General features: G+C 71.2%; 20 protein-coding genes. 7 read left to right on the forward strand and 13 right to left on the reverse strand.

Going from position 1 to position 23,701, the window contains the following annotated elements; translation table 11 throughout:
- The first annotated feature begins 511 nt into the window (after positions 1-511).
- Positions 512-694 carry a hypothetical protein gene (locus tag ACWCPW_RS47245; RefSeq protein ID WP_449767827.1) on the forward strand — a complete coding sequence of 61 codons (183 nt, stop codon included), beginning with the start codon at positions 512-514 and terminating at the stop codon, positions 692-694.
- A 45-nt stretch (positions 695-739) separates the two neighbouring features.
- Here ACWCPW_RS47245 and ACWCPW_RS47250 read toward each other — a convergent pair whose 3' ends face one another.
- Complete coding sequence (locus ACWCPW_RS47250; RefSeq protein ID WP_449767828.1) at positions 740-1,753, reverse strand: LuxR C-terminal-related transcriptional regulator; 1,014 nt, start codon at positions 1,751-1,753, stop codon at positions 740-742.
- 119 nt (positions 1,754-1,872) lie between these two features.
- Here ACWCPW_RS47250 and ACWCPW_RS47255 point away from each other — a divergent pair, with 119 nt between their 5' ends.
- The gene (locus ACWCPW_RS47255; RefSeq protein ID WP_449767829.1) at positions 1,873-2,190 is read left to right on the forward strand and encodes a hypothetical protein; all 318 of its coding nucleotides are present in this window, start codon (positions 1,873-1,875) and stop codon (positions 2,188-2,190) included.
- Positions 2,191-2,525: 335 nt separating this feature from the next.
- Here ACWCPW_RS47255 and ACWCPW_RS47260 read toward each other — a convergent pair whose 3' ends face one another.
- Complete coding sequence (locus ACWCPW_RS47260) at positions 2,526-3,206, reverse strand: TetR/AcrR family transcriptional regulator (protein WP_449767830.1); 681 nt, start codon at positions 3,204-3,206, stop codon at positions 2,526-2,528.
- 225 nt (positions 3,207-3,431) lie between these two features.
- Positions 3,432-4,313 carry a pirin family protein gene (locus tag ACWCPW_RS47265; RefSeq protein WP_449767831.1) on the reverse strand — a complete coding sequence of 294 codons (882 nt, stop codon included), beginning with the start codon at positions 4,311-4,313 and terminating at the stop codon, positions 3,432-3,434.
- Between the two features lie 269 nt (positions 4,314-4,582).
- Between ACWCPW_RS47265 and ACWCPW_RS47270 the strand changes: the two genes are divergently transcribed.
- Positions 4,583-5,113 carry a cupin domain-containing protein gene (locus ACWCPW_RS47270; RefSeq protein ID WP_449767832.1) on the forward strand — a complete coding sequence of 177 codons (531 nt, stop codon included), beginning with the start codon at positions 4,583-4,585 and terminating at the stop codon, positions 5,111-5,113.
- Between the two features lie 75 nt (positions 5,114-5,188).
- Complete coding sequence (locus ACWCPW_RS47275; RefSeq protein WP_449767833.1) at positions 5,189-6,661, forward strand: MFS transporter; 1,473 nt, start codon at positions 5,189-5,191, stop codon at positions 6,659-6,661.
- 480 nt (positions 6,662-7,141) lie between these two features.
- Here the strand turns inward: ACWCPW_RS47275 and ACWCPW_RS47280 are convergent, their stop codons facing one another.
- Together ACWCPW_RS47280 and ACWCPW_RS47285 are read right to left on the reverse strand one after the other, a co-directional pair.
- Positions 7,142-8,134 (reverse strand): carbohydrate-binding protein, encoded by a 993-nt coding sequence (locus tag ACWCPW_RS47280; protein WP_449767834.1) that lies wholly within the window; start codon positions 8,132-8,134, stop codon positions 7,142-7,144.
- A gap of 386 nt (positions 8,135-8,520) precedes the next feature.
- On the reverse strand, positions 8,521-9,516 hold the full coding sequence (locus ACWCPW_RS47285; protein ID WP_449767835.1) for a MerR family transcriptional regulator: 996 nt from the start codon (positions 9,514-9,516) through the stop codon (positions 8,521-8,523).
- 201 nt (positions 9,517-9,717) lie between these two features.
- Here ACWCPW_RS47285 and ACWCPW_RS47290 point away from each other — a divergent pair, with 201 nt between their 5' ends.
- On the forward strand, positions 9,718-11,235 hold the full coding sequence (locus ACWCPW_RS47290; RefSeq protein WP_449767836.1) for an alpha/beta hydrolase: 1,518 nt from the start codon (positions 9,718-9,720) through the stop codon (positions 11,233-11,235).
- 371 nt (positions 11,236-11,606) lie between these two features.
- Here ACWCPW_RS47290 and ACWCPW_RS47295 read toward each other — a convergent pair whose 3' ends face one another.
- The 7 genes from ACWCPW_RS47295 to ACWCPW_RS47325 all read right to left on the reverse strand — a co-directional run bounded on the left by ACWCPW_RS47295 (position 11,607) and on the right by ACWCPW_RS47325 (position 20,230).
- A complete protein-coding gene (locus tag ACWCPW_RS47295) occupies positions 11,607-12,062 on the reverse strand; it encodes a hypothetical protein (protein WP_449767837.1) in 456 nt (151 codons plus the stop codon).
- A gap of 51 nt (positions 12,063-12,113) precedes the next feature.
- The gene (locus tag ACWCPW_RS47300; RefSeq protein WP_449767838.1) at positions 12,114-12,812 is read right to left on the reverse strand and encodes a hypothetical protein; all 699 of its coding nucleotides are present in this window, start codon (positions 12,810-12,812) and stop codon (positions 12,114-12,116) included.
- 2,096 nt (positions 12,813-14,908) lie between these two features.
- Positions 14,909-15,451: a GNAT family N-acetyltransferase gene (locus ACWCPW_RS47305; protein WP_449767860.1), complete on the reverse strand. Its 543-nt coding sequence runs from the start codon at positions 15,449-15,451 to the stop codon at positions 14,909-14,911.
- Between the two features lie 266 nt (positions 15,452-15,717).
- Positions 15,718-16,854, reverse strand: a complete 1,137-nt coding sequence (locus tag ACWCPW_RS47310; protein ID WP_449767839.1) for an LLM class flavin-dependent oxidoreductase — start codon at positions 16,852-16,854, stop codon at positions 15,718-15,720.
- 479 nt (positions 16,855-17,333) lie between these two features.
- Complete coding sequence (locus tag ACWCPW_RS47315; protein WP_449767861.1) at positions 17,334-17,417, reverse strand: putative leader peptide; 84 nt, start codon at positions 17,415-17,417, stop codon at positions 17,334-17,336.
- Positions 17,418-17,778: 361 nt separating this feature from the next.
- On the reverse strand, positions 17,779-18,648 hold the full coding sequence (locus tag ACWCPW_RS47320) for a 4'-phosphopantetheinyl transferase family protein (RefSeq protein WP_449767840.1): 870 nt from the start codon (positions 18,646-18,648) through the stop codon (positions 17,779-17,781).
- A gap of 469 nt (positions 18,649-19,117) precedes the next feature.
- Positions 19,118-20,230 carry an SDR family NAD(P)-dependent oxidoreductase gene (locus tag ACWCPW_RS47325; RefSeq protein ID WP_449767841.1) on the reverse strand — a complete coding sequence of 371 codons (1,113 nt, stop codon included), beginning with the start codon at positions 20,228-20,230 and terminating at the stop codon, positions 19,118-19,120.
- Positions 20,231-20,520: 290 nt separating this feature from the next.
- On the opposite strand from ACWCPW_RS47325, the gene ACWCPW_RS47330 reads away from it, so the two are divergent.
- Positions 20,521-20,979 (forward strand): MerR family transcriptional regulator, encoded by a 459-nt coding sequence (locus tag ACWCPW_RS47330; protein WP_449767842.1) that lies wholly within the window; start codon positions 20,521-20,523, stop codon positions 20,977-20,979.
- A gap of 520 nt (positions 20,980-21,499) precedes the next feature.
- Positions 21,500-22,900 (forward strand): glycosyl hydrolase family 28-related protein, encoded by a 1,401-nt coding sequence (locus tag ACWCPW_RS47335; protein ID WP_449767843.1) that lies wholly within the window; start codon positions 21,500-21,502, stop codon positions 22,898-22,900.
- Between the two features lie 489 nt (positions 22,901-23,389).
- Here the strand turns inward: ACWCPW_RS47335 and ACWCPW_RS47340 are convergent, their stop codons facing one another.
- The gene (locus ACWCPW_RS47340) at positions 23,390-23,698 is read right to left on the reverse strand and encodes an ArsR/SmtB family transcription factor (protein WP_449767844.1); all 309 of its coding nucleotides are present in this window, start codon (positions 23,696-23,698) and stop codon (positions 23,390-23,392) included.
- Between the last annotated feature and the right edge of the window lie 3 nt (positions 23,699-23,701).

Raw genomic sequence — 23,701 nt, forward strand, 5'->3', positions numbered from 1 at the left:
CCGCAACACCGGCCACCGGCCACCGGCCACGACACGGTGCGGCACATACACCACACACACGCCGAAGGGCGGGGGAACACCACCCCCGCCCTTCGACTGCGATGGAACCCGGTCTTTCACGGGCGCAGGGCGCGCCGCACGAAGCCGGCGTGCCGCGGTGATCGTCCACCCCGGAGACAGATGCCGCGGTGGCCCGTCGGGGCATGAACGCCGGTCCGCCCCGCCCCACCCCATCCCGCGCCGCCGCCGGTCGCGTGCACGCGGGCCCACGGCACCAGGTCCGCCGCGCGCCGGTAGCCCTCCCATGTCCTGAACCGGCCTCGAAACCCGGGGTGTGGACGGATTGTGCCAGGGCCTCTTCCGGCCGGCGCCAACCTCTGTCACCCCCTCTGACCAGGCGACATTCTCTTATCAAGGCCGGAACGCACAACGCCGGCCGACCGGAGAGCGTCACCGCGGGATGCCCTCCGGCTACGACATCGAACGCACTTCGAGACGTGAGGGAACTGCCATGAAGCGCACCAACACGACGAGGACCGCCGCGGGTGCCGTCCTCGGACTGGTCGCCTCGGCGACACTGACGCTGGTCTCCCTGGCCGGCGCGGCCCACGCCGACGACGCGGGTCTGCCGACCGGCACCGCCACTCCTGTCCCGTCCGCCGCGATGCACGACGACAACATGGGCTGGCAGTAGCCGCCGGGCGGTCGACGACGCACTCGGCGTCCACCGCCCCGGCCGTCAGGTGGCCGGGGGACCCAGGGGCTCCAGTGTCAGCCAGCCGTTCTGCGCTGCCCGAGCACCTGCTTCGAATCGGCTGCGAGCATCGAGCAAGGACATCAGGTCGGCGGCGACCCGTCGCGCGGTCCGGGGTGAGACCCCCAGCCGCTTGGCGATCGCCTCGTCCGTCAGCCCTCGACCGAGCAGGCGCAACACCTCGGCCTCCTGGGCGGTCAACCCCCGCAAGTCCCGCGTAGGCACATTGCCGAACGGCGCCGCACCGGCCCAAAGCGTCTCGAAGAGCGCGCACAACGCGGTGACCGTGCCATCGCCGTGCAGGACCACCGCGCCCTTACCCGAGCTCTGCCCGTCCGTGGGCACCACGGCAAGCTCTCGATCCACGATGATCATCCGCACCGGCAGCGACGGCAACGTTCGCACCTGTCCGCCGAGTTCACCGAACCACGTCGCATAGTCCACCGACGGTTGGCTGTTGCGCACCGCGTCCAGATACAGGACGCGCAGCCGTACCCCTCGTCCGAGCAACTCCCGGTCGAGGGGCTTGGAAGCCTCCAGATTGTCCGCCGTCTGCGGTCCCCCGGCCGCGAAGGTCATGACCTCCGAGCGGACGTCACGCGTCAGCTCCGCCAACCGCTCGCGAATGCGGTCGAGACCGACCAACTGTTCCACTTCGGGGGTTTGCGAGGCGGGCCGTAAATCGGCACAGTCGGCGATCAGCCGGGCGGCGGCGACCCTCGACCGCTCGACCTGGTGCTGCAGCGCGGCCAGTTCCTCCTGCTGGCGCGCCAGCAGCAGTTCCATGCCACGCTCGGGTCCCACCGCATGGAGCTGTCCGTCGTTGTCGTAGGAAGGTCGTACCAAAGCGAGCTCACTGAGCCGATCGAGCCCGGACCGGACGATGTCCTCCGTCAGGCCGGTGTTCGCGGCGAGGCCCAGGACACCCAGGTCCGGACGAGCCAGCATCGCCCTGTAGACGATTTCTGTCGCACTGTCGATTCCGAGCTGATCCAGCATCTTTCCCCCACACCAGTCGCCAACTCGACTCACCCCACCGGCGGCTTGCCCCCACACGCCGCCCGATGTCCCCCGGTGATCCTTTCGGGCCAACCTCCCAGCCACCCACGGAATACCGCATGTACCTCGTTCACGTCACAATTCTCGAGACTGCCAACCACTCGTCCGGCAGCATCAATATCACACGACTGAAGTGCCTGATCATGCAAAATTCTTGCAAAATCGAAGTGGAGCACGTCGTCGTTCACAATCAAGGAAACTCGGTAATTATCGGACTCTTCATGATATCCCCGACTCTGGCCGATGCGGAATCAGATGCCTTGACCGTCTCCCGCGCGGCACTTTCCGCCATTCCTGAATTCGCGGCATTTGAAGTAATGCAATGCGAGGTCCCACTCCTGCTCGGCCCTCACGACAATCCTTTTCGGCGACCCTGAGAAATTCCTCCCGATATGGCTTTTGATCTTGGGATGGTGGTCGGGGTGCCGGGGCTTTCGGCGTGGGTGGGCCGGCGCAGGCCGGCCCGCGCCGAGGTCCGCACCGATTCCGGTGATTGCCGGGATATCCGGGTGTCCGCCGCCGCGCTCCCGGGTCGTTCCGGACCGGGCCGGTTGTCGGTCATCGATCCGGCCGTGAGGACCGGCCCAAGCCCGGATCCACCGACACCCTCGCACCCGGCGGTACGAGGGTGTCGGTGGATCGGAAGCACGCCGGTGGGGTGCGGGGGTGTGGGGGTGCGGTGCGGTGAAGTGCGGTTGCGGTGCAGCGGCTGTCAGTGCGTCGTCGTGGTGGCGTAGCGGGCGAGGAAGAGGTCGACGCCCGAGGCGATCATCTCGGCGAGTTCCGCCTCGTCGATGTCCGTGCTCGGGGTGAAGGTGTGCACCAGTTGTGGGACGCCGAGGGTGACGGCGACCAACTGCTTGACCGCGAGTCCGGGGTCGGGGGCGTCGAGCGTGCCGCGGGCGTTCAATTCGGTGACGGCTTCGACGAGCGGGCCGTTGTTCATGTCGTAGCTGACCTGGTACCAGAGCCGGCCGAGCTGCGGGAAGCGTTCGAGCTCGCCGATGACCAGGCGGCGCAGCGACATGATGTCCGGGCGCAGCAGGATGCGGGCCCAGTCGGTGGTGAGCCGGATCAGCGCGTCGCGCAGGTCGGGGGCCTGGAGGATGCTGGTCCGGGTCGGCGCGAGGTCGGCGTACGTCCTCGGCAGCAGGCCGCCGACGACGGCGAGGAAGAGGCGTTCCTTGCTGCCGAAGTGCTTGTAGATGGTGGCTTTGGAGACGCCGGAGCGGGCGGTGATGGTGTCGATCCTGGCCGCGGTGTATCCCTCGGCGAGGAATTCGGCGAGCGCCGCGTCGATGATCGCGTGGCGCTTGCGCACGGCGGCGTCGTCGGGGTCCGGGATGATCGGGATGCCGTAGTCGTCGGTGGCATCGGGGGTGGCGGCGGTCATGTGGGGTGCCCTTTCGGGTGGGAGTCGTGCGGCGTTGCGGGCGTGCGGTGAGGGACTGGCCGGAACGGTTCAGTCTAGGAACTGAACCGTTCAGTCGGCAAAGCCCACGGCGTCCGCCGCGCCGGCTCGCGCCGCGCCGCGCCTGCCTGCGCCGGCTGCGCCGCGTCGGACCGCTGCCCGCGGCGGGCGGCCCGCAGGTGGCGGACCGCGGGTTCGTGTGTGGTGTCAGGGCGCCATCGAACCCATCAGTCCGAGGCTGTAGTCCTTTTCCGCCCGCCGGAGTTCGGCGGTGGTGTTCATCACGAAGGGGCCGCTGCGGGCGACGGGTTCGCCGATCGGTTCGCCGGCGAGCACCAGTACCTCGGCCGGGCCGTCGGGAGCCTCGACGGCGAAGCGCTCGCCGTCGTGGTCGAGCAGCGCGAGGTGGCCGTCCGGGAGCGGCGTGCCGGTGCTCGCGGCCTCGCCGGTCATCACGTACAGCATGGCGTTGTGCCCGTGCGGCGCGGTGAACTCGGCGCGGCCGCCGGTGGCGATACGGGCGTGGACCACCAGTACCGGGGTGTGGGTTGTGAACGGGCCGGTGGCGCCGTGGGTGGTGCCGGCGATGACGGTGAGTTCGGCGCCGTCCGGTGTGGCGACGACGGGGATGTCGCGGGCCTGGGCGTTCTGGCTGTGCGGGGGGAGGGACTTGAGGGCGGCGGGCAGGTTGACCCAGATCTGCAGCAGGTGTTGGCGACCGCCCGCGGCGAGGAACTCGGGTGCGGGCAGCGCCTCGTGGACGATGCCGGAGCCCGCGGTGAGCCATTGCACGCCGCCGGCCTCGACGAGAGCGCTGTGGCCGCGCGAGTCGGCGTTGGCGATGTCGCCGTCGATGACGTACTGGATGGTCTCGAAGCCGCGGTGCGGGTGCGCGGGGGCGCCCTTGGCCTCGCCGGGGCCGACCTCGATCGGGCCGACCTGATCGACCATGAGGAACGGGTCGACGAAGGGGAGCCCCGGGGTGGGGAAGGGGCGGCGGACCGGGAAGCCGGCGCCCTCGTACGTGTGGATGGGGCGCGTGACGCGGGCGACCGAGCGCAGGGCGCCGGTGATCTGGGTGGTCTCCATGCCCATGAGTGAACTAAACAACCCTGTTCAGTGTCAAGACTGAACAGTACTGTTGACGAACAGAACGGTTCTGTTTAGTGTCGTCCCCGTCGAGAGCGGACGACGCGCCGCAAGCTTCCAAGCGCTCGACCCAGCCCAGAATTGACCCATGAAATCGGGGCGTGAATGCACACCCTCACGGGTCTTTCCGGCTCCTAGATTTGCTTCTGCACGCAGCAGCGGGACGGCCGAGCGGCCGGTCCCCAAGCCTTGACCCGGGAGTACATGCCATGAGCAAGAACACGACCGCCCAGACCCCCGCCGCCCCCGTCCTGGTGCGCGCCGAGCAGGCCGAGGCGCTGCAGGACGGCCCGACCAGTCTGATCACGTTGCTGGCCGACGCCGGTGCCACCGGCGGGGCGCTGACCGCGAACCGCGCGACGTTCGAGAAGGGCTCGCCGGGCGCCCCCGCGCACTTCCACACGAAGGCCACCGAGATGTTCCTCATCCTCGACGGCACGATGCGCATTCTGGTCGGCGACGAGGTGCTGACCCTGGAGAAGGGCGACTTCCTGACCGTCCCGCCGACCGTGCCGCACGCCTTCGCGCCGGCCCCGGGAGCGACCGGCGACATGCTCGTGGTCTTCACGCCGGGCCTGCACCGCTTCGACTACTACCGGCTGCTCGAGCGGGTCAACCGCGGCGAGGCCACCGTCCAGGACATCAAGGACAGCTCGCTGCGGTACGACAACCACTACTTCGCGAGCCCCCAGTGGCAGGCCTCCCTGGCCGAGGCCGCCGCACACGGCACGGCCGGCTGACCCTCGCCGCCCCCGCCCCGCACCCCCCGCCCCCGCTCGGCCATCCCGCACACGTTCAGAGAGTCGGTCTTCGCCATGCCCGAAAACCCGCCCACGCCCACCACCGCACCGCCGCGCCGCCGCCTCGGAGCGACCCTCGCCCTGCTGGCGTTCGCCCAGTTGATCATCTCGATCGACTACAACATCGTCTACGTCGCGCTGCCGCAGATCGGTGACGGACTCGGCTTCTCGGCGCAGAACCTGCAGTGGGTGATCAGCGCGTACGCCGTCGCGTTCGGCGGATTCCTGCTGCTCGGCGGCCGGGCGAGCGACCTGTTCGGGCCGCGCCGGATGTTCGCCCTCGGCCTGAGCCTGTACGCCCTCTCATCGCTGCTCGGCGGCCTGGCCGCCGACCCGGGCACACTGATCGCCGCCCGGGCCATCCAGGGGATCGGCGGCGCGTTCCTGTTCCCCGCGACGCTGACACTGGTGTCCACGAGCTTCGCCGAAGGCAAGGAGCGCAACCGGGCGTTCGCGGTGTGGGGCACGGCCGGCGGCAGCGGCATGATTCTGGGCTCGCTCCTCGGCGGAGTCCTCACGGACACGTTCGGCTGGGAGTCGGTCTTCTACGTCAACGTTCCGCTCGCCTCGGTCGCGGCCCTGCTCGCGTTCCGCCTGATCGCCCCCGACGCACCGCACACCGGCGAACGCGTGTCGTTCGACCTGGCGGGCGCGCTCACCTCGACGATCGGCATCACCGCGCTGGTCTTCACCCTCGTCCAGGGCCCCGAATCAGGCTGGACCTCCCCGCTCGTGCTCGGCGCCGCATTCGCCGGCGTCGTCCTGCTCGCCGCCTTCGTCGCCGTCGAACTGCGCAGCACCCAACCACTGTTGCCACTGCGGCTGTTCCGCAACCGCAACCTGAGCACCGGCACCGTCATCACGTTCCTGTACATGGGTACCTTCGGCACGCTGCTGTACTTCCTGACGGTCTACTTCCAGGGTGTGCACGGCTACGGTCCGATGACCACCGGCCTGGCGTTCCTGGTCCCGATGGTCGCCATCGCGACCGGCTCCCAGACCGCCGGGCGCCTGGCCACGCGGTACGGCATCCGCCCGATCTTGATCGGCGCGTTGGCGGTCGGCGGCACCGGCGCCGTCCTGGTCGCGCTGACCATGTCGGCCGACGCGTCCTACCTCGCACTGGTGCCGGGCCTGATCGTGCTCGGCGTCGGCCAGGGCGCCGGCTACACGCTGATGTTCGGCGCCGCCGCGCTCGGTGTGCCGGCCCAGGACCAGGGCATCGCGTCCGGCGTCGCGTCCACCAGCCAGCAGATCGGCGGCGCGGTCGGCCTCGCACTCCTGGTCGCGGTCGCCAACGCGAACCTCGACGGCCTCACCGGCGACGCCCTGCGCTCCGCGACCACCGACGGCCTGCGCACCGCCGTACTCATCGCCGTCGGCGGCATCGCCCTCACCGCCCTGGCCGCCCTGGGCCTGCGCAAGCCCGCGCCCCGCGACGTCACCGGCCACGTCCCCGTCGAGTCCCGCCCGATGGCCCACGTCTGACCCCCTCCCACCCAGCCGCCCGAGGCCACTACCGCCGGACCCATCCGGACCCATTCAGTCAGGACGAAGAGGTCACCAATCCCCGCCCACCACCCCGACCTTCGAGCAGGTGACAGGCCCTTCCGGTACGCCGGAAGGGCCTCTTGCGCACTCTGCCACCGATGAAGGAGCCGCAGACGCAAACCAGTTGCCCCTGCCGCAGACCCGCCGGTCACGCCCGCGTCCACACCCACACCCGCATCCACACCCACAACCACAACCACAACCACGCCCACACCCGCATCGACAGCGTCCCGCGAGCGCCGCCCCCGGGAACGCCGCCCCCGGGAACGCCGGCGGCGCCAGGTAGACCCGAAGCAACCGTCGAGGACGCGGATGCTCCCTGGTGCGCCGTCCTCACCCGACCGCGACGCGTACTCCGACCCCGGCCGAGGGTCGTGGTTTCGATGTCCGGTCGTGACGCGGTGGTTGGGGTGGTCGTCAGGGGTGCACGGTCCAGTGGTGGTTGGGTGCGGCGCGGGTGAAGGTCAGCGTCGGGCACAGGAAGTCGCTGCCGCGCGGGCTGGTGCTGGTCCAGGGGGAGTCGGCGGGGGTGGCGAGTTGCCACGCGCCGGCCCTGCGGAGTTTGATGTCGGCGCTGTCGAAGGCGGTGTTGCGGGCCTCGGTGCAGAAGTAGCCCTTGCCGGTGGCGGGGTTGACCGTGGCGTAGATCTCGAAGATGTCCCAGCCGTAGGCGAGCCGGCTCTGATCGGTGCCGGAGGAGCAGAACAGCAGTTCCCAGGCCTGTGTGCGGTAGTTGTACAGATACGACGACCACGCGTTGCCGGAGGTGGCGTCCTTGCTCAACTGCACGCTGTAGGACGTGATTCCGTTGGCGGTGGTGGTGTACTTGGCCAGGAAGTCGGCGTTCACCTTCAGGGTCTTGGCGGGACCGCTCGTGCCGCACCAGTCCCATGCCCATATCTCGGCGCCCAGGCTCCAGTAGGCGGTGACCACCTCCATGCACGAGTTGTGCGCCTTGGTGGTCGGGGCGTAGGTGAAGTTCTGCGAGTTGGTGACCTTGTAGGAGGGATCCACGCTGTGCGTGGCGGTGATCCCGTCGTGCGTGCCCGGCTGCGGGAAGACGCCCCAGAAATTGTGTGTCGGCGCGAGGCTCGCGCCCGCGTCTGCCGGCACGGCGTGCTCCGGCGTGCCCGCGGAGTCGCCGGCGAGCGCCGCGCGCAGCTCGGCGCGCTGCTCGACGAAGGCCCGAACGGCCGCGTCCCGCCCGAGAGTCGGCGCGTCGGAGCCGGTCTGCGCGACGACTCCCCGATGGGGCGCGGTGGGCGAGGGAACGGCGCCGGACCGCGGCGAGCCGGCCGCACCGGCGGGTCCGGCCGGACCCAGCGCGACGAGCGCGACGAGCGTGGTGACCACGGCGGTTGCCAGGACGACGGGTAACGAGCGAGGACGGGGACGGGCACGGCGGGACATGCGTCTCCTCGACGGGGCGGAAGTGGCATGAAACCGGAAGACGAGCGCCGCCGCGGAGTCCGAACCAACCACCCTCGAGCGGGACGTTCCCGTACAGCTCCGATCGGACGGCACCAAAGTAGCCGGTGGCCCAATCCCCGGGGTAATCACACCTGCCCATAACATCGCGCAATCTGCCGGCCCCAACGCCGTTGGCGCACAAGGCGGTTGACTGCCCTCGAAGAAGCCAGCCGTTCCCGTGGAGCGCCCGAAACCGGGGGTCGGCGATCTTCGGAGAAGTCCGTTGCAACGCGCGGCACTTGCGCGCCAGACGTTCGCAACGCAAGCTTCAACTCGGCATCCCTGCGCGACTTCCGGGCGCAGCTCGGCCCGGCCCGGCCCGGCTCTCAGGCGGCCGAGAGATCGATGTCGGCGGCGAGGGCCTCGGTGAGCCAGTCGTGTGTGGCGCCGGGTGTGGGCTCCGACACGCCGGAGCAGGGCGTACGGATTGCGGCCACCTGCTGCCAGTAGTGGTCGACGCGCGGGTCCGAGGCGAGTTGGCCGTGCAGGACGCGGCGGAAGGTCGCCGTGTCGCCGGTGCCGCGTGACGTGGCGTACGCGTCGACGAAGCAGTCCAGGGCCTCGCCCGGCTCCGGTGTCCGCCGCGCCCGCAGGTGTGTCGATGCCAGCGCGTACGCGGCGACCAGGCCGTCGTAGAGCACCGCCGGCCGATAGCCCTCCGCGGGCCGGTGTACGGCGGGTTGGCACGCGTCGAGGTTGTCCCCGGGGCAGTTGCCGGTGACGAACGCGTGCAGTCGGGCGAACGCCAGGACCTGTTCCGGTGTCGGGTTGTCGGGGGGCTGCGGCACCGCGTGGTCGATGATCGTCGCCGTGACGCGGGCCGGGAGCCGCGCGGGGAGCCAGCGGCGCCAGAAGCGCGCCATGGCGGTGGTGTCGGGTGGCGTGGCGATGGCGCCGACGAGGCGGAGCCGGTCGGCGCGTTCGTCGGGGGCGGCGTCGCGGAGCAGCAGGAGGGCGGCCTCGCGCCAGCGGAGCGCGGACATCTGCGAGCCGAGTTCGCGCAGGTGACCGGCGACGGCGTCGTCGAGGGCGTCCTCGTCGACATCGCCGGGGGCGCCGTCGCGGTCGAGGATGCGACGGATCGCGGGGAGGGGGAGGTCGAGGCCGCGCAGCGAGCGGATGAGGCGGAGGCGTTCGAATGCCTGGGGTGCGTAGCGGCGGTGACCGCCCGCGCTGCGGCACGCCTCGGGCAGCAGGCCGTGGTCGGAGTAGTAGCGCACGGTCTTGACGGTGACGCCGGCCTGTTCCGCGAGTTCCCCGATGCTGCGCAGACCATCGGCCGACGAAGATGCGGACGAGGGCGAGCGCGAGGGTGAGGGCAAGAGCGAGTACGAGCGCGAAGACGGTGGCGACGGCGTGATCGGGGGCCGCTGCGGAGACGACACTTAAACCTCCCTCAAGGGGAGTTCCTACCGTACCCACCAGCGCGGACGGCCGATCGGGCCGGGTGCGCGGCGACGCGGTGTCGCGGTGTCGCGGTGTCGCGGTGTCGCAATGGTGCGACTGTACGGAGGGAGAAGGTCATGACGGCATTCGTCCTGGTGTCGGGTCCTTTCACGGGCGGCTGGATCTGGCGGCAGACGGCCGCGCGGTTGCGGCGGGAGGGGGCGGAGGTGCACGCGGTGACATTGACCGGTCTCGGCGACCGCCGCCACCTCGCGGGCCCGGGCACGGACCTGGAGACGCATATCGAGGACGTACTGCAGGTGATGGAGCACGTCGACGCGGGCGAGGTGGTTCTCGTGGGGCACGACTACGGCATCCATCCGGTGCTGGGCGCGGCCGACCGGCGGCCCGACCGTATCGCGCGGGTGGTGTACCTGGACGCGGGCATGCCGAGCAACGGCGATGCGGCGCTCGCGCTCGTGCCGCTCCAGGGCGTCCGCGACGGGCTGTCGGAGCGGTACAAGGAGCGGACCCCCGGAGAGGTGGACACGCGGCTGCCCGCACCGTCGTCCGACGAGTGGCAGATGTGGGGCAGTACGGAGGGTCTCGCGCCGGAGGCGTTGGCGGCGATGACCCGGTCGGCGGCACCGCATCCGGAGGGGACGCTCGGACAACCCCTCCGGCTCTCCGGCGCGGTCGACGAACTCCCGACGACCGGCGTGTTGTGCACCTCCAGCGGTACGGACATCGCCCTGCTCGAATCACTCGCCAGTCTCGGTGATGCCCGCCTCAGGGCCCTCGTCGACCGCCGCGTGACCTTCTTCGAACTGGCCACCGGGCATTGGCCGATGGTGTCCGCCCCCGACGAACTCGCGACGGTGCTCATGGGTGCGGCCTCGGGCGAGGGGTACGTGATGAGTGCCGCGACGCACGAGGAGCCGGCGCATCGGCGGCCGTTCCTCCTCGACGTTCCGCCGTGCCCGCGCGAGCGGACCGGTGTCGTCGACCTGCATCTGCCGGACGACGATTCCCCGCGTCCCGCAGTCGTGTTCGTGCACGGCGGCCCGGTGCCCCCGGACGCGCTGCCGACGCCGCGCGACTGGCCGGGCCTGGTGGGCCATGCCCGACTCGCGGCGAGTCTGGGGGTGGTCGGTGCGACGGTGGAGCACCGGCTGCACGGTCTCGAGGACTTCGAGCGGTCCGCCGCCGACGTCGTGGAGGCGATCGAGCGGGTACGCGAGCATCCGCGCGTCGACGGCGAGCGCGTCGCCCTGTGGTTCTTCTCGGGCGGCGGCCTGCTGACGACGGACTGGCTCGCGGCTCCCCCCGGGTGGTTGCGCTGCTTGGCGGCGAGCTACCCGGTGTTGGCGCCGCTGCCGAACTGGGGGTTGGGGGACTCGCGGTTCCGTCCGGCGGACGCGGTGAGTGCGGCGGGCGGGCTGCCGATCGTGCTCACCCGCGTGGAGTTGGAGCACGAGGCGATCGCCGCGACCGTGGCGCGGTTCCTGTCGGTGGCGGAGGCGGCGGGGGCCGACATCGAGGTGGTCGATGTACCGCTCGGCCACCACGGCTTCGAGACGATCGACCACACGGAGGAGGCGCGCGTCGCCGTGCAGACCGCGATGCACTCGGTCCTGCGCCACCTCGCCGAGTGAACTACTCGGCGGGGCCGGGATGTCGGTCCCCACCGAGGCAGATCCGACGCCGTCGCGACAGGCGCGTACGACAAGGCCGGTACGCCAGGCCCGTATCCGGTCCTGACGGATCGTCACGAGATGGGCCGCGCCCGACCGGACGATCCTCGACGACGACCGTGCCACCATCGCCGTCGCGGCGGTGGCCGGCGACGATCACGCTGCCGGGGGCTGTCTGCGCCGTCACGGTTGCATCCGGGCAACCGTCTGGTCGGTCCGGATGTGGGATTCGTCCTCAAGCGAGTCGGGCGCCGTGTGGCCTTGGTCCTCGGGTGTGAAGGGCAAGCAGGCGTCGCGGCCGGAGAACGGCCGAAGAGGAACACGGTTCCGGCTCAGACGGGTTCGGCACGGCGTGGGTTCGGTTCTGCGGCGCGGACGGCGGCGATGAGCTGCGGGCCGGCGAACGGCCGGAAACGAGGCCACAGTTCGGGGTCCAGCGACAGCGGGGTGACGACGCGGATGTGGGTCGCGTCCCGGACGTCCTCGTCCGGGGACGCGAGCAGTGCTTCCACGATCGCGGCGAGCGCGGGTAGTCGCGCGACGTCACCGGTGCGGGCGGCCGGAGCCAGGACGGGCCAGAAGAAGGCCTCGGACAACACGCTGTACGGGTTGAGCCCAAGCGTGACCGAACCGGGGATCGCACGCTCCGCCGGCGTGGCGTCGAGCCCGGCCTCGTGTGCCAGTCGGTCCAGGTGGGGCCGAGCCGCGGGGCACGCGCGCCAGAGCCGATTGAACAGCCGACCGGATGCGGGCCGGGTTCGTCCGTATTCGTATCGGGATCGTGTCATCCTGCGGCCTCGCGCTCATGGTGCTGGTGGGTCGGTGGAGCCGGGTTCGGGTCAGGATCCCGGTTCCGGCCCGGGGCGCTCCCGCCTCCGATGGGGCTGCGCCGGGGCGGCGGCCGGGCCCGGGCGGCCGTCGCCGGGTTCGATGGGGGAGCGGCTCGACGTCGGCCGGCCGGCAGCCGCGATACGGGTGGGATCGAGACCGGCAGTGGCCGGCGGCGCCGCTCCGCGACCTCTCCTCGCGGCCCCCAGGTCTCGGAGCAGTCCCCGCAGCGGTGCGGCGGCGATCAGGGTGCGCCTGCCGTACGGGGAAGCCTCGAACCGGGATCCGGTGGCCGGAGCCAGGTCGGGATCGCGCCGGACCCGGTCGGCGACGTCCAGGACGGTACGCACTCGTGCGGGATTCCCGAGCAACCACCGGGTGATCGCGCCGGCTTCGTCGGGTGCCTGAAGCGCGCTCCACAACTCGGTGGACTCGGTGACGGCGACCAGGTGGTCGCGTTCGGTGAGCGTACGGTCGTGGCGCAGCAGCTTGTGATACCGGCCGAGGAGGTCGGCGACGTCGACCGCGTGGAAGCGGTCGTTGCCGGTGCGCTCCCCCGTGCCGAGTTCGTGGGCGAGGGCCGCCGACGCCTTGCCGTTGCCTCTCCACGTCGACGTACCCGGCTTCGCATAGGTGTCACGAAGCACCAGCGCAAGCCTCTCGCTGTCCACCTCGGGAGGCGTGGCCTTCGCTTCCGACTGCCGATCCACCGCGATCCACCGCCCTGTACCGACTCGGATGTCCGAGCGGTTCGGGCCGATGACGCCGTGCGCAATCGCCGCCTTCCCCGGCTCGACGTTCCGGGGAACCGGAAACGGATGATGATGATAGATGCCCGACTTCAAACGCTTTGCAGCGGCTCACACCAAAAGGTCAACCGATCCCGACCACCGGACATCGAGGCCCCCGAACTCCCCGACAACAAGGCCGACATCACCGATTCCCGATGAACCCACGCCCGAACACATCGCCGACAACGCCGCCCCACCCACCGCAGACTCGCGGCCAACCCCACCCCCCAAACTCCCGGAGCACACCGAGGCGAAGGAGGGCCGCCCCGGAGGAACGGGCGCCGGTATCGCTGGGAGCACCCCGCCCGTGCGGGCTGTGCGAGCCCCGTCGGCGACGTGCACACCGAGTGCGACCCGCCGGTCGATCAACACGGACCGCAGATCACCCAAACGCGCTGCCCGTCCCCGGCACAGCCCGCACCGCCCGATACCGCGAACCGCACACCCCGGCCGCCGCGCCGCAACTACGCCACCGCTGCCACTCACGCCCACCCGACCCCAGCTCACCCACCCCACCCCGCCCCGCGCCGCGCCGGTTCCACTCGTCCCGTCCCACACCGCCTCACTCACCGGCAGTCTCGACATCGTCATCCAAGACAGCGCGAGGCAATGCCGCCACGCGCCGCCGCCACGCGCCCACCCGACCCTTCCCGGCCCGCGCCTCACCGTCGATGCCAACGCCGACGGCACCGCTGTATCGGCACATCCCCTGACACCACCACCAAGGTCGTCACCGGTGTCGCCGTCACCCCCGCGCCCGCCCCGCCCCGCGCCTCACCGACGCCGCCGAAGGCACCGCAGCGCGGAGCCGCACATCGACGACCGGCTTCGTCCCGGGGGGCCTCCTGCTCACGGGTGGGCCTCCTTCGGCACACTGGGGAGGCGAAGCGTGGGGGTGAATGAAGTCGATCTCGCGGCCGCTGCGACGAAGCCCCCGGCCGGTTGGCGGCCGAGTTCGTAACGACCGGACCCGACCGCACCCGACCGCCTCCACCTGTGTGCCGGACGTCTCACACTCGTTCGATCCCGTCGACGCGGCCATCGCTGATCGCCGCGCGCATCGTGGCGGCCGGTTCGCAGCCGTCGAACCGGCGGGCGAGGATTTCGATGGGGCCGGGTGCCCTGTGACGACCTCCCGCGCGACCCACCGCGATGCCCCGGGGCCTGCCGGAGGATCCCCATGGCCGGATCGTCGACACGGTGCCCGCCTCCTCCGCATCCGGAGCCCACGGTGATCGAGCCGCCGCCCGAAAGGGCCGATACACCGTCAGCGCCGAGGGCACGGGCGAGGGGGCCTCGTCGATCCGGCGGTGGCGGGGGAAGAGGCCGTGCGCCGGCTGCCCGGCGCTTCCGGTCCCTTCGTGTCCGGGGCCGGGTCCCGGAGGTGGGAACGGGCCCTTGCCGGCGGGCAATCCGGCTCGTGGGCCGCGCGCCGGTCATCCCCCGAGGGGGGAGGCGGTCGTGGCAGGCTGCGGCGCTGTCGGTGGGGATGTTCCCGGGCGCCGCGCTTCGCCCGACGCGTCAAGAACGCCGCCGCTGTCGTCCAGACCCCGTCGCCGCCAACCACGTCCGCGCGGTCGCGCAACGCATTCCCCCCGGACCAAGGGCGTTCACACCCACACGCGCGGTGATCGTTCCGAGCGACAGGCGCCGGGGACTCCGGCAGGCCCGACGTTACGCCGCCGTGCCCCACACCCCCCGGGCACCTTGTCGCGTCGTTCGCGTCGTCGAGGCCGTTTCGACAAGGGGAGCGGGCCCGTTCGTGTGGAGGCCGTCGGTGTCGGTGTCGGAGTCGCAGTCGCCGGGACCGTCCAGCGGACTCGCGCCGTCGGGGCTTCCACAAGAGAGGGGCGGCCTCGTCCGTACGAGGGCCGCTTCGTGTCGGTGTCGCAGTCGCCGGGACCCGTCCGCAAGGTCGGGGTTCCGAACCCCGGGGAGGGTCGGGACTTCGAGGCGCGAGGGTCGGGATTTCGACCCCCGCCGGGTGGGGGCTTCGAGGTCCGGTGGACGGGGGCTCAGGACAGGTCGAGTTCGCCTATCCGTTCGTCTCCGCTGGTTTCTCCCGTCGGCCGGAAGCCCAGCCTCAGGTAGAAGCCCTCCGGTCCGTCGTCGCCGGGGTGCCAACTGGTCGTCAGGCGGGTGCCGCCGCGGCGTCGGATCTCGTCGGCCACGGACGCGACCGCGAACCGGCCGTATCCGCGGCGTTGTTCCCCGGCCGCGATGTTCAGCCGCCACAGACCCGAACGCAGATCGACCGCTTTCGCGCCCCCGCCCGTGTCCCCGCCTCCGTCCCCCGCGGCCCCGACCCGGTTCCGGTCTTCGGCCGGTTCGTCGTCGAAGAACGCCATGTCGATGTCGAAAAACGCCATGAGGAACCCGACGGCCCGGTCGCCGTCAAGGATCAGACGAGGCCAGGCCGTATCCGGATGCACGTACGCCTCGGCGAGCGACTTCACCACCGGAGCGACCAGATGCGCCTGATCCGGGCGTACCCGCAGGCCAACGGCCTCATCGAAGTTGCCAGGGGTGATCTTCTCGAGACGGAGTGTGGTCGTCATGCGTGAACCCTCGAACGTGCGGGCGCCAGGGGTCAAGCGGATTTCTCCGACCACGGCCGGCGACGGAACGCCGATCGCGTCGAGCGCACCGGTGTCGAGGAGCCCGGCAGCCGAGGCACACCGGCCCAATACCGATGGCGCGAGCACCACATGCCGTGCGCGGGCGGATACGCCCATGCCCCATCGGCGGCACCCGGGTTCGGCGGCACACGCACATCGGGCAGGTCCGGACGGGTTTCCCCTTCACCGCCTACGGCAACGTCCCCCTACGGAACGTCCCCGGCCACGCCCGCCCGTTCCTCGTCCGGGTGCCGCCACAGGCCCTCCGCGGCCAGCCTCGGCAGCACCCCCTCCCCGAACCAGTACGCCTCCTCCAGATGCGGATAGCCGGAGAGCACGAACTCCTCGATCCCCAACGCCGCGTACTCCTTGATCAGTTCGACGACCTCGGCGTGGCTGCCGACCAGCGCCGTGCCCGCGCCCCCGCGCACCAGCCCGATCCCGGCCCACAGATTGGGATGGATCTCCAAGCCGTCCCGGTTGCCGCCGCCGTGCAGTGCCAGCATCCGTCGCTGCCCCTCCGACTCGCTGCGGGCCAGGCCCGCCTGTACGGATCTCACCGTTTCGGGATCGAAACCGGCCAACAGCCGCTCCGCCTCCGCCCACGCCTGTGCCGAGGTGTCGCGGGTGATCACGTGCAGGCGGATGCCGAAGCGCAGCACGCGCCCGTGTTCCGCCGCCAGCCCGCGGATCCACGCGATCTTCTCCGCGACCCGGGACGGCGGCTCGCCCCAGGTGAGGTACACGTCCACGTGTCGGGCCGCGACCTCCCCGGCGATAGCCGAGGAACCGCCGAAGTACACCTCGGGCACCGGATCCGGGACCCGGGCCAGCGCCGCGGCCTCGACCCGGAGGTGGTCGCCGCGCACGTCGACGGTCTTGCCCGCCCACAGGCCGCGCACGATCTCCAGGAACTCACCGGTACGCCGGTAGCGGTCGTCCTTGTCGAGGAAGTCGCCGTAGGCACGCTGCTCCTGGCTCTCGCCTCCGGTGACGACATTGAGCAACAGCCGTCCACGGGTGTGGCGTTGAAAGGTGGATGCCATCTGCGCGGCCAGTGTCGGCGAGACGAACCCGGGCCGGAACGCGACCAGGAACTTCAGCCGCGCACTGTGCTGGGCGACCATCGCGGTGGTCAACCAGGCGTCCTCGCACCAGGCTCCGGTGGGGGTGAGCGCCCCGACGAAGCCGAGATCCTCGGCGGCGCGGGCGATCTGGCTCAGGTACGCGACCGTCGGCGGCCGGTCCCGCCCGGAGGTGGTGACCGGGGCCCCGTGGCCGCCGCCGACGACATGCCGGCTGTCGCCGTTGGTGGGCAGAAACCAGTGAAAGGTGAGGGGCACGGGAAGACTCCGCTTGGATCGTCTTGGATCGTCGGCACAGTGAGGGTGTTGTACGTGCGGGTCGGGTCGGGGCGGGGCGCGCCGTGGCCGACCGCCGAGGACCGCGCCGCGTGCACCCCGTCGAGGGGTGAAGCTGCCGCTCTCGGTGAGGCGCCGGCCGAGGTTCGTCCCCGTCGTCGTCGTGAACGCTCAGGCCCGCGGTTCGGAGCGCACGATCGCGAAGAAGACGCGGTCGTCGGCAGGCGCCGGCATGCGGAACTCCCGTTGCGGATAACGCCGATCGCGGATGCTGCCGACATCCTCGGTACACCGATGCCACCCCTGAACGCGACGTACGCGACGCACGCAACGGGCACATCGGATGGGCCGGGTGCGCCGGACGCAGCTTTCAGGCGCTGCGGTGATCGCGCGACCACCGCCGTCCACCGGTGGACGAGGGCGCGGGAAAGGGGGGCGGGCCTGCGGGGTCGAACCCGGGATCAGGCCTCGGCGCAACAGCAGGCGCTGGAGACACGCGAGAGGTCGACATGGCGTCGCCGCGTGAGTACCGGTCGCGTCTGCATGTCGCCGATGCTCGCAGTCGACACCGATGATCGTCAAGATCCGGGCCGCGCCGCCAACCGGAAGGCAGCAGGGGGAGAGCCCCCACCCGAGAGCCGAATGCGGCGGTCGACGCCGCCCGGCCGGCGTCCGGCTTCGCACGAGTTCGCCCACCCAAATGTGGAAGGGGCGCCGTTCCCACCGCCCAAGGACTCGCCCGGCGGCGTTTCCGCCGACACGCATGCGTTCGCCGGCGATCCCGCAGCCGCGAAACCGGTCGGCACGACACTGCGCGGGCGCGGCCGGCAATGTGCGGGTGCGGCGGGCACTGTGGGGGCGCGGCCGGATCCTCGAAGGAGTGCGAGCGCGCCCGACGGCCTCCGCCTACATCTGCACGCCGCGCTGGACGTCCGTGCGAGGGATCGCCGCCGGAGCGCTCGCCGGGTGCCGGGAATGCGGGGTGAGCGAGCGCGGCATCCGGGGCGCGGGGGCAGGGCGTACATGACCGGAGGTCGCCCTCGCGGGTGACCAGCCACGGCCGGCGAGGACGGCCACGGACGTACCCTCGGCGCGTGCCCCGGGGCGGTATCGGTCGGAGTTGATCACGCTCGCCGCCGTGAGGACCAGATCGTCCTCCACCATCCATTGTCCCGAAACGCCGGTCAGTGGACGGCCGTTCACCTTGGGGCCGACGGCGTTGAGCACGTTCACCCGGAACGTCCCTCGATCCGGGTCGATCAGCACGTCCGCTCCCCGAAAGCCCACATAGATCCCGGTGAGCGGATGCCACGCCTTGTACGCCGCCTCCTTGGCGCTGAACAGGACGCGGTCCCAGGGTACTTCGGGTCGCTCGGCTTGAAGCTTGGCCAGTCGGCGCAGTTCCGCCGGCCGCCCCATGACTGGATACGTCGTCTCCTGGATCCGCCCGGCCTGGGCGTCGATCCCGATGCTGAGGATGTCTGCCACTCGCGCCACCACGACGCCGCGGTATCCGTCGGTGTGAGTGATCGCGCCGGTCACCTCGTCCGGCCACAAAGGCGCCCCGCTCGGACCCTTGAGCAACGGTGCGGGCGCACATCCGAGTTCGGCCAGAGCGCGATGGGCGCATCCTCGGGCGGTCGTGAACTCCCTGCGCCGTCCCGGGGCGGTCTTGTCCGGGAGCATCGCCTCCTCCTCGGGAAACAGGGCAGGCCCCGGCGGATCGCCGAACGCCTCCGCGACGACGGTTCCGGGAGGCAGAATTCGTTCGATCATCGTCTGCCTGTCTCGGACGCACGGAACCACGGGGCGAAGGAAATCCAAGATCATCTTATCCGCCTCGGCCCCGGCCTCCGCCCACGCCCCCACCCCGGCCCCCACCCTGACCCACAACCCGGCGCCGGGCGCCCTGATCCCGGACGAACCCGGCGCGGACCCCTCAAGCGCTCAGCGACCCACACCGCGGGCACCACCGGCTGCGAGACATCCACGGCAACGCGCCCTCAACCCGCAACGCAACCCGACGCTGCGCAGGCAGGCCCGTCGCCACCGACCGGCGCGCCGTCGAGCAGTTCAGCCCATCGGGCGGAGCGCGCCGCCGTGCGTGTCGTCGGCGCGCACCGCGCTCCCGTCGGGCCGCACATACGAGTTGTCGAGACCGGTTCGTCTCGTACCGACTTCGCGCCCGACCACGCGTCGGACTTCCCGCCCGACCTCGCCTCCGAGGCCGGACGGGATGCCCGTGTCAGGAGGGATGTGGTCCCGTCGTGACCCGCCGGGCCGCGTGGTAGTGCCGCGCGATCCAGCCGCCGGGGACGCGGTGGGCGACGATGGACACGCGCACCGGGACCGCGTCCCCGGTGGGTGGGGAGAAGTCCACGTCGGCCAGCGCCGTCACCGTCCGGTCGTCCAGTCGGTGCGCGTGCAGGAGCCGTGGCGTTGCCGTGGTCCCGGGGACGACGGACGCGTAGTAGTCACCGATGGCGTCCCGGCCGAAGGCCGCTTCGACGTCGATGCCCTGGAACAGGGCTTGGGGGTGGAACAGTTCGGTGATGTCGCCGACGCGGTGTGCGTCGAAGGCGATGCGGAAGCGGTCCAGCCAGTCGCCGACGACACGTGCGGGCGCGTCGCGGTCGGTGTCGGGTGTGGTGGCGGTTCCTCCGGCCCGATCGCCCCCGACGCGGTGGCCCGTGTCGGTGCGTTCGTCGGTGCGTCCGTCGTGGACGACCTCGCGCTGCCACGCGGACCGCGGTTGGCGGTGCAGCCGCCAATAGTGTTCGGCGATGTCGTCGGGATCGAAGGCGGTACCGGGGGCGACCGGTCCCGCGACGGTGACGCCGGCGACGTGTACGCCGTCGGGGCCGTATGTCTGGTCCAGCATCGTGACCAGGGCCCGCAGCCCGACCTTGCCGAGCGAGAGGCTGACGTAGTCGGCCTTGGGCTCGGGCATGCCGCCGGTGACGATGAAGGTACCGCCGCGTTCGGCGAGGGCGGAGGCGGTGTGGGTGGCGGCGGTCAAGGCGCCGAGGACGTTGACCGCCCAGGTGCGGCCGTGTTCGAGCGTCGTGAGTTGCCCGGGTGTGTCCGAGCGGATGATCGCGGCGTTGTAGACGACGACATCGGGCGACCCCATGGCGTCGATCGCCGCGTCGATCGCCGCGCGCAGCGCGCTCTCGTCCGCGACGTCCGCCGACCACCGCGTCACGGGAACGTCGTGGTCGGCGATCGACGCGGCGACCGTGTCCAGCGACGCGCGCGTGCGCGCGACGAGCGCGATCGGCATCCCCTCGGCCGCGAATCTCCGCGCGACCGCCCCACCGATCCCCGGCCCCGCGCCGATGATGATCACTCCCGGCATCGCCGTCTCCCTTCGTGCTCCCCCGCCCTCGCGGAGGTTCGTCACGCGGGACGCTAGATCGTCACACCGATGTGAAGGTCAAGTCCTGCGCCGGGTCGACGCGCCGCGTGCCGGTCGCCCACCTCGAAACGCGTCCCGGGCCCAGGGGAGTCGCACACACGCGGACTCGGACCGAGTCGAGGCGTCGCGGTCGGGAATCCGCGAGCGGCGCACGCCGTTTCGCCATCGTCCACGACGCCCGATCGCGAGGGCGGGCGGTGTGGCGTCACCGACAGCGTCGAGGGAGTCTCATGCGTATCGGGGAACTGGCCGAAGAGGCCGGTGTGAGCCGCAGATTGCTGCGCTACTACGAGGAACAGGGCCTGCTCCGTCCGCTGCGGTCGGCGAACGGTTTCCGGGAGTACGCGGCCTCCGACGTCGCCGTGGTGCGCCATATCCGCCTGCTCCTGGCGGCCGGCCTGCCGACCGCGGTCATCGGCCGCGTCCTGCACTGCGTCCACGACGACGGCGGACACCCCGTCCCGTCCAGTTGCCCGGGACTGGTCGAGCGACTCAAGCAACAGCGAGCCCGGATCAACGCGTCGATGGCGGCGTTGGAGGCATCCCGGGACGCCCTCGACACCCTCCTGACCAACACCCGGCCCCGAGGCCACCGCCGACCTCGCGGCGAATCCACCACCCCGCATGTGCCGCAAGCCCCGGACCACCCGAGCCACCAGTCCGGATTCGCTCGTCCCCACACCCCGTAGAACGCCGCCGCCGCCGACGACAGTCAACGGCGCGCCGGCGGCGGGCGTGGCGGCCACGGCCCCCGCAGCCGTTCGGCGCTGTCACGGGGGATTCGCCTCGGCGCAGACCCCGTTCGTCGCAGGAGGCGCACACGGGACCGTCACTCGGAGGGTTCGCGGGCTCGGTGATGACCTGCCGTCAGTTTGCGGGAACGCGGGAACGCGGGCTCGATGATGACCTGCCGTCAGTTTGCGGGAACGCGGGAACGCGGGCTCGGTGGCCCGGGTGGCCTCGTCCGGCGGCCTCGTCAGGTGGACGCGCCCGCTCACGCGCTCGATGCCGCCGCCCTCCGGCACATCGGTGGAAAATCGGCCGGTCCGGCGTTCGGGCCCGTCGGTTCCCGGCGCCGTGACGACGTCGACCGAATACTCGATGTGTCCCGAACACGCGGGCCCGCGTGGCCGGTTCGCGCGGATACAACGGGAGAGAACGCGGCCTGGCATCATCCCCCGAAGTCAGGCGATTCACGGGGGTATGGCAATGAGCGGTGAGCACTCGTCCAACGGAACGGGGCGGCAGCGGGGAGCCGGAGGCCGTCGGGCGTTCCTGGCCGGCGCGGTGACGGCGGGCGCGGCGGGGGTCGCGCTCGTGGCGACCACGTCGGACTCGGCGACCGCGGCGGGCAACGCCGTGGACTGGTACGACGTCAAGGTGCACGGCGCGATCGGCGACGGCGTCGCGGACGACACCACGGCCATCCAATCGGCGATCGACGCCGCGGCCCGGGCGGGCGGCACGGTCTACTTCCCGGCGGGCCGATACCTGGTGACGCCCAGGCCGGTCGCCGGCAAGCCCGCCGCCGCGCTGTCCGTGGGCGGCGACGGCGTACGCCTGGTCGGCGCGGGGAGCAAGGCCGCCATGCTCGTCAAGAAGGCAGACGGCATCCTTCTGCGGATCTCCGGCACCGGCCCCTCGCTCGACGCGAAAGGCGCCACGCACCGTCGCTACTGCGCGGTCGAGGACCTCGGCCTCAGCGGAAACGGCAGGACGGGCCTGCTGCTCGAGCTCTACTACAGCAACAACACCTACGTCCGCGACGTGTATCTGACGAGCAACTCGGACATCGCCGTGGACGCCGTCGAACTGTGGGACTCGCGGTTCTACAACATGGTCGTGGAATCCTGCACCGGCCCCGCGGACAGCAGGCAACACCCCAACGTCTGGCTGCGGAACTCCTCGGCCGCGAACGCCCAGGAGTGGGGCTACAGCAACGACAACGTCAACCAGGTCCACCTGATCGGCTGCCGCCTGGAGAACTTCGGGACCGGCGCGCTGTGGGTCACCCAAGGCACCGCGAGGACCAACAACCCCAACGGAATCCACATCACCGACTGCAAGTTCGAGACGTCCGCGATGAAGGGCGGGCCGCACCTGAAGGTCGACGCGTCCTGCCGACACGTATTCGCCGGCAACATCTACGCGTACGCGGGCAACTTCGCCACCGGATACGGCACTCCCCAAAACATCATCGACTGGGCTCCGTCCGCGAGCGCGCTGGAGAACACCCTCATCGCGTGCGGCACGACGGCAACCGTCAACTCCGGTGTGATCCTGTACTCGGCGAAAGGCCAGACCGGCGTTCTGCGCAACGTCAACGGCATGTACGGGATCAAGCCCGTCGGCACACACATCTACTACGAGCAGAGCTCCACCGGCGACTTCCGCGTCGAGAACTCGTACGGCAACACCGGCGGACAGGCGAGCGGCGCCATCCCCACCCGCAACCAGCCGAACCCACCGCTGCGCCTGGTCACGGGCCCGGTCACCGACGCGTCGTTCCAATACCCGCCGCTCGACGGCACGATGGCCGTCGACACCACCAACACGCGCCTGTACGTACGCGTCGGTGGCGCCTGGGTGTGGACCGCATTGCGGGCGTGAGCCCGGCGGTTCGCCCCGGCTCGGGGGACGGGTGGGGTGCGACGGCTTCGCGGACGGGCAGCCCCATCCGTGGTCGGGCGCCACCTGCGTCGTGCGCACGCCCCATGCCCCAGGCAGACGTACCGGTCCGCCGGCCGCGGACCGGGCACGACCACGTCCCCCCGCAGCACGCGGCCCGGCACACCACCAACACCGGATCGAGCAGTGCGCGTCCGTCACCGCGACCACCTCGGGGAAGACGACCGCGTCCCGCCCGACCAGCCTCCACCACTCGCATCGCCCCCGGCGTCCCCGCCCGCGGCCGCGTGGAGCCGCCGCAGCCATCCCTGTTCCCGCTCCCGGGTTGGCGCCGACTCCCACCACCGGCACCCCGCCCGCGATGCCGAACACCTCCCCGGGATCCACTCCACCCCGCGCCACCCCGCCGCGCCGCACCCGCCCACCGCCGCCGCGCCACCGGCACTTCCGGGACCTCACGCAACCCCGGATCTAGAACACGTCGCGCAGGGTCTCCAGCAGACGGGTGATGTTCGCTTCGTCGCGGCGGTAGTAGGTCCACTTGCCCCGCCGGGTGGCGACCACCAGTCCCGCTTGCCGCAGTATCGCGAGGTACTGCGAGGTGGTCGACTGTCCCAGGCCCGTGCGCTGCGCGATGTCGGTCACGCAGACGCCGATCTCGACGTCGTCGCGCTCCTGGCCGGGGAAACTCATCGGGTCCTTGAGCCAGACCAGCATCTGACGGCGGGTCGGGTTGGACAGGGCCCGGAACACAGCCACCAACTCCGCCTCCGAGAACATGCG

The sequence above is a fragment of the Embleya sp. NPDC001921 genome (genome assembly GCF_053594475.1).

Coding starts and splice junctions, on each gene's coding strand:
- ACWCPW_RS47245 (WP_449767827.1), top strand. CDS start 512: ATGAAGCGCACCAACACGACGAGGACCGCCGCGGGTGCCGTCCTCGGA.
- ACWCPW_RS47250 (WP_449767828.1), bottom strand. CDS start 1,753: ATGCTGGATCAGCTCGGAATCGACAGTGCGACAGAAATCGTCTACAGG.
- ACWCPW_RS47255 (WP_449767829.1), top strand. CDS start 1,873: ATGTACCTCGTTCACGTCACAATTCTCGAGACTGCCAACCACTCGTCC.
- ACWCPW_RS47260 (WP_449767830.1), bottom strand. CDS start 3,206: ATGACCGCCGCCACCCCCGATGCCACCGACGACTACGGCATCCCGATC.
- ACWCPW_RS47265 (WP_449767831.1), bottom strand. CDS start 4,313: ATGGAGACCACCCAGATCACCGGCGCCCTGCGCTCGGTCGCCCGCGTC.
- ACWCPW_RS47270 (WP_449767832.1), top strand. CDS start 4,583: ATGAGCAAGAACACGACCGCCCAGACCCCCGCCGCCCCCGTCCTGGTG.
- ACWCPW_RS47275 (WP_449767833.1), top strand. CDS start 5,189: ATGCCCGAAAACCCGCCCACGCCCACCACCGCACCGCCGCGCCGCCGC.
- ACWCPW_RS47280 (WP_449767834.1), bottom strand. CDS start 8,134: ATGTCCCGCCGTGCCCGTCCCCGTCCTCGCTCGTTACCCGTCGTCCTG.
- ACWCPW_RS47290 (WP_449767836.1), top strand. CDS start 9,718: ATGACGGCATTCGTCCTGGTGTCGGGTCCTTTCACGGGCGGCTGGATC.
- ACWCPW_RS47295 (WP_449767837.1), bottom strand. CDS start 12,062: ATGACACGATCCCGATACGAATACGGACGAACCCGGCCCGCATCCGGT.
- ACWCPW_RS47305 (WP_449767860.1), bottom strand. CDS start 15,451: ATGACGACCACACTCCGTCTCGAGAAGATCACCCCTGGCAACTTCGAT.
- ACWCPW_RS47315 (WP_449767861.1), bottom strand. CDS start 17,417: ATGCAGACGCGACCGGTACTCACGCGGCGACGCCATGTCGACCTCTCG.
- ACWCPW_RS47320 (WP_449767840.1), bottom strand. CDS start 18,648: ATGATCGAACGAATTCTGCCTCCCGGAACCGTCGTCGCGGAGGCGTTC.
- ACWCPW_RS47325 (WP_449767841.1), bottom strand. CDS start 20,230: ATGCCGGGAGTGATCATCATCGGCGCGGGGCCGGGGATCGGTGGGGCG.
- ACWCPW_RS47330 (WP_449767842.1), top strand. CDS start 20,521: ATGCGTATCGGGGAACTGGCCGAAGAGGCCGGTGTGAGCCGCAGATTG.
- ACWCPW_RS47335 (WP_449767843.1), top strand. CDS start 21,500: ATGAGCGGTGAGCACTCGTCCAACGGAACGGGGCGGCAGCGGGGAGCC.
- ACWCPW_RS47340 (WP_449767844.1), bottom strand. CDS start 23,698: ATGTTCTCGGAGGCGGAGTTGGTGGCTGTGTTCCGGGCCCTGTCCAAC.